We start from the raw sequence: 4,206 nt of genomic DNA, 5'->3' as shown, positions 1-4,206 counted from the left end.
TAGCAGTCCCCCGGCGGATTGTCTGACGGAATGGCTACAAGTTCTTGCAGAAATTTGATCAGGTTTTCTTGTTCAGATTCAATCCATTGAAGGATTTCCTGCTTGGCTTCACATTTGATCGTATTCATTGACTTGTTCCCCCTTTTTATGAAGTCAGCTTCAGAACCACATCCAGCAGCACAGAAGCTCCCACTCCCATATCCTCTGTTGTTGCAAATTCATCCGGATGATGACTCAGACCGTCTTTGCATCTCACAAAGATCATGCCAATTTCGGTTATGGCAGCCACTGCCATAGCGTCATGCCCAGCCCCGCTGACGATTTGAACGGACTTCATGTTGCGTTCCTCAAGCACCGATGAAATCGCTTCGATCAAACGGCTGGAACAGGGAACAGCAGGGGATTCCATGACTTTGCTGAACTCGCATGCCAATCCGCGCCGCTCGCAAATGCTCTTACACTCTTCAAGGATACTGTTCAGTGCGGCCAATCTGATTTCATCGTCGATCGACCGGATGTCAAGCGTTCCTTCGACCAATCCCGGAATCACATTGCTGGCACCTGGAGACACAGACAATTTCCCGACCGTCGCCACCAGATTCTCATGTTGGAGAGCGCTCCGTTCGATGGCCTGGATCATCTCAGCCGTTCCGACGAGTGCATCTTTTCGCATTGGAACCGGAACGGTTCCCGCATGCCCCGCCAATCCTTCCACACGGAATTGATATCTGGATTGTCCGGCGATTCCGGAAACCACCCCGCAGGCTTGATTCATTTGTTCCAGAACCGGCCCTTGTTCGATATGCAGTTCCAGGTAGCCAAGGAGCGTTTTCGGGTCACGGGCAGCCAATCGATAATTTGCAGGATCAAGACCGATCTCTTTCATGGCATCCGCAAGCGTGATCCCTTTGGCGTCCTTTGCTTGCAGGTCTTCCTCCTGCAAGTCGCCGGCTATCGCCCGACTCCCAAGCAGTGTCGTATGGAATCTGGTTCCTTCTTCATCACAAAATCCGATTACTTCAATGGGATGTTTGGGCCTGATTCCGTTTTCAAACAGGGTTTGTACCACCTCAATCCCAGCAATGACCCCGAGAATCCCGTCGTATTTCCCGGCCTCAATCACCGAATCGAGATGTGATCCGATCAGCAGGGCCGGAGCATCCGGTTGATTCCCTTCGTAACGCCCGATAATGTTGTTGAGTTCATCCCGTCGGACCGACATGCCTGCTTCCCGCATCCACCCGGCCACCAGCTCGTTGGCTGTTTCGCTTTCCTTTGTAAAGGAAAGACGGGTTACACCGCGTTCGGTTGTGCTGCATTTCGCGAGTTCTTCAATTCGCTCTGCAATTCGGTCTGCGTTTACTTTTTGACGGAGCGCTTGCATTCACACTCTCTCCTTCTTCTTAACGTCCAAAATACAATCCAATATTGTGTGTTTGTATGAATACCTTATTGTATACAATATAATCCATAAAAACATAAATAATCTGAATATTTAAACAAAATAGGGGTGAACTAAAGCGACGAATCCACCCGGACTTTGAAAATGTCGGCCAATGACATTGGAGTCGCAAAAGTTTCGTCAAAATCCAAGTTCTTTTCAATGTGTGTAAGATGTTCCAACATCAGGCGTTCGGCAAGTTTTTCATCCTGCCGTTTCATCGCGTTCAAGATCTGCTCATGCTCATTGTCACGGCAGAATGTCAATTGTTGTCTCTGTCCATAAAAAGCGATAATCACATAAGTCAAGGAAACCAATTCTTCAAGATATCGGTAGTAATAAGAGTTTCCGGCAATTTTTGCTATTTTTAAATGAAAATCACCTGAAATTTGCAGAGCTCCAAGCAAATCCCCCTTATCGTGCAATTCGTGTTCTTCATGCAACAGCGATTTAAGCTGTTGGAATTGCTTCTCGGTCAAACGGCTGCAAGCTTTTCGAATGCCATCTGCCTCCAGTACCCGCCGCATTTCGAACACTTCTTTAGCTTCCTCCACAGTAGGACAGGATACAAAAGTTCCTTTATGAGGGATGATCTTTACCAATTTTTCATATGCCAGTCGACGAAGCACATTGCGGACAGGAGTCCGGCTAACACCAAAAGATTCAGCTATAACATCCTCAACCAACTGAATATTGGGACGAAGTTTTTGCTGGATAATCGCCTGTTTAATTTCTTTATAAATTTCTGCTTCATTAGCTTGTGTCATTTCCTCAGATCCCCTCTTACATCAATCATGATTGTATTGTTTACTGGATGCTGTATTGTGTACGATTCTGGATAAACTTGTACATAGTATATCATTTTTTTGTTTTTGCGCTCAACAATTTTCAATAATTGTCAGCGCTTTCATGACCAGTATAACAGAAGGATCACAACACATTTTTACGTTTCTTATTAAGAAACTATATTTCTTATTTTCTGATGTATTACTACTATATCACAGATATCGTTATTTTGACAATAATTTTTTAAAAATTATAAAAGAGCATGCCAGCCTCCATGCTGAATTTGCTCTTTAATGCATACCGGGATTTGCACGAGTGATATCATCGTCGATACCCAAGTCTATTTGAAATTTTTTGGCTTATATCAATAATTTTATCCTTCAATTCATTGAGTCTCTGTTTTGTCATCCTCATTGCGGGTCCCGAAATGCTGACTGCAGCCACAACTTTGCCTGTATGATCAAAAATAGGGGATGCAATACAATTAACCCCGGGCTCATTTTCTTCAAATTCCACCGCATATCCCTGTTCCCTAATTTTTATCAGCTGTTTTAACAAAACATCTTTATCAGTGATCGTCTTATCCGTATGTTTCGGTAAACCATACTTCTCAATAATCTCTGAAACTTCGCTGGTCGGTAAATGAGCTAAAATCGCTTTCCCAAGAGATGTACAATGCATCGGAGCCCTGGTCCCTACTCTTGAATGCGTCCGAAGAGTTTCAGTTCCTTCCAATTTCTCGATATAGACCACTTCGCCACGATCATACACTACAAGATGAATCACTTCATTGGTAATATTCTCCAATTCCTTTAAAAACTGTTTTGCCTCTACCCGCAAGTCAATGGAATCCAGCAATGTGGAGCTTAATTCCAAGACCCTGTAGCCGAGTTTGTATCGTTCGGTCTCTGCATCTTGTTCGACTAATCCATGCTTCACCAATGTAGAGAGCATTCGATAAACTGAAGTTTTATTCAAAAGCATTTTCTTCGATATTTCAGTCACTCCGTAGCCTTCTTTTCTTGAACTTACAATTTCAAGAATCTGTAAGGCCCGATCAACAGATTGAACAAGGTTGTCAGTTGGCATATGTGAAACACCTCTGTGCTTATTTTTAATGGAAACTATATTCATAATAAATATTATCACATAAGAGACGCTGGGGTAGTAAAAATTCTGCCAATTGGATAGGTCAGTATCTCAACACCGCATAATTTTTTCTTTAGTTAGAAATTCTATATATGCAAATTTCAAAAAGGAGAGAAAGCAAATGCCGCTTCTTGAAATCAGTGTGGTTCCCGTCGGAACAAATACGCCAAGTTTCAGTTCCTGCGTAACAAATTCGATTCGCATGCTCGAGCAAAAAGGACTCAAGTATCAGATCACTCCTACGGCCACCATTATTGAAGGAGACTTGAACCAATTGCTGGATATGGCGAAAGAAATTCATCAAAACGCGTTTACCAACGGGGTTGATCGAGTCATAACCAATATCAGTATCGATCATAGAACAGATAAAACTATGGACATGAGTCGGCAGGTTGAAGTCGTTCAACAATCACTGCAGTGAAACATCAGACGCGTACAGGTTATCAAAGAAAAGAGCCAGGCTTTTTTTACTGGCTCTTATTTTTTGGACTCCTGCTCTTTTCCTGTCAGTGATTTGATGGTAAGACCGATGCGAACCACTGTTACATGTGGACTGATCTGCACTTCCAACCGCGGAAATTCCTCTTCCCACCGTTGTTTGAACTTTGTATTCCACTCTTTTTGGTAGGTTCTGTTTACGGCTGCGCCAAATCCAAAGATATCAGATTTAAACTGTTTTTGTGCCTTTTCGAGCGCTGTTTGCATCCGTTCCTTGATATCCTGTTCCAGTAACTGCTGCACAGATTCAATCGACTTAGGATCACCCGGGTTCGACAGTATAGGCCTAAAAGTAGGCACCCCAAGGGGTGCTGTGGATAACTGAAATCCTT

Annotated in this window: 5 protein-coding genes; 1 reads left to right on the top strand and 4 read right to left on the bottom strand. The window is 43.5% G+C overall.

What is annotated here, in order from left to right:
- Positions 1 to 145: 145 nt before the first annotated feature.
- The 3 genes from ACFO8Q_RS03435 to ACFO8Q_RS03425 form a co-directional block, all read right to left on the bottom strand.
- Positions 146 to 1,384: an allantoate amidohydrolase gene (locus tag ACFO8Q_RS03435; RefSeq protein ID WP_380024303.1), complete on the bottom strand. Its 1,239-nt coding sequence runs from the start codon at positions 1,382 to 1,384 to the stop codon at positions 146 to 148.
- 131 nt (positions 1,385 to 1,515) lie between these two features.
- Complete coding sequence (locus ACFO8Q_RS03430; RefSeq protein WP_380024301.1) at positions 1,516 to 2,208, bottom strand: GntR family transcriptional regulator; 693 nt, start codon at positions 2,206 to 2,208, stop codon at positions 1,516 to 1,518.
- A 340-nt stretch (positions 2,209 to 2,548) separates the two neighbouring features.
- The gene (locus tag ACFO8Q_RS03425) at positions 2,549 to 3,316 is read right to left on the bottom strand and encodes an IclR family transcriptional regulator (protein WP_380024300.1); all 768 of its coding nucleotides are present in this window, start codon (positions 3,314 to 3,316) and stop codon (positions 2,549 to 2,551) included.
- A 181-nt stretch (positions 3,317 to 3,497) separates the two neighbouring features.
- On the opposite strand from ACFO8Q_RS03425, the gene ACFO8Q_RS03420 reads away from it, so the two are divergent.
- The gene (locus ACFO8Q_RS03420) at positions 3,498 to 3,797 is read left to right on the top strand and encodes an MTH1187 family thiamine-binding protein (protein ID WP_380024298.1); all 300 of its coding nucleotides are present in this window, start codon (positions 3,498 to 3,500) and stop codon (positions 3,795 to 3,797) included.
- 56 nt (positions 3,798 to 3,853) lie between these two features.
- On the opposite strand, the gene ACFO8Q_RS03415 is transcribed toward ACFO8Q_RS03420, so the two are convergent.
- Positions 3,854 to 4,206 (bottom strand): Ger(x)C family spore germination C-terminal domain-containing protein (locus tag ACFO8Q_RS03415; RefSeq protein WP_380024297.1); only part of this gene is annotated, 353 nt, incomplete at its 5' end.

The organism is Effusibacillus consociatus, from assembly GCF_042652925.1.
In the GTDB taxonomy this organism is placed as follows: Bacteria; Bacillota; Bacilli; order Tumebacillales; family Effusibacillaceae; genus Effusibacillus; species Effusibacillus consociatus.
Note: the sequence above shows the minus strand (reverse complement) of the source record. Positions and strands in the feature narration are given on the sequence as shown.

Bases quoted from the DNA above. Each gene is read 5' to 3' on its own strand.
- ACFO8Q_RS03435 (WP_380024303.1), bottom strand. From the start codon at position 1,384: ATGCAAGCGCTCCGTCAAAAAGTAAACGCAGACCGAATTGCAGAGCGA.
- ACFO8Q_RS03420 (WP_380024298.1), top strand. From the start codon at position 3,498: ATGCCGCTTCTTGAAATCAGTGTGGTTCCCGTCGGAACAAATACGCCA.
- ACFO8Q_RS03430 (WP_380024301.1), bottom strand. From the start codon at position 2,208: ATGACACAAGCTAATGAAGCAGAAATTTATAAAGAAATTAAACAGGCG.
- ACFO8Q_RS03425 (WP_380024300.1), bottom strand. From the start codon at position 3,316: ATGCCAACTGACAACCTTGTTCAATCTGTTGATCGGGCCTTACAGATT.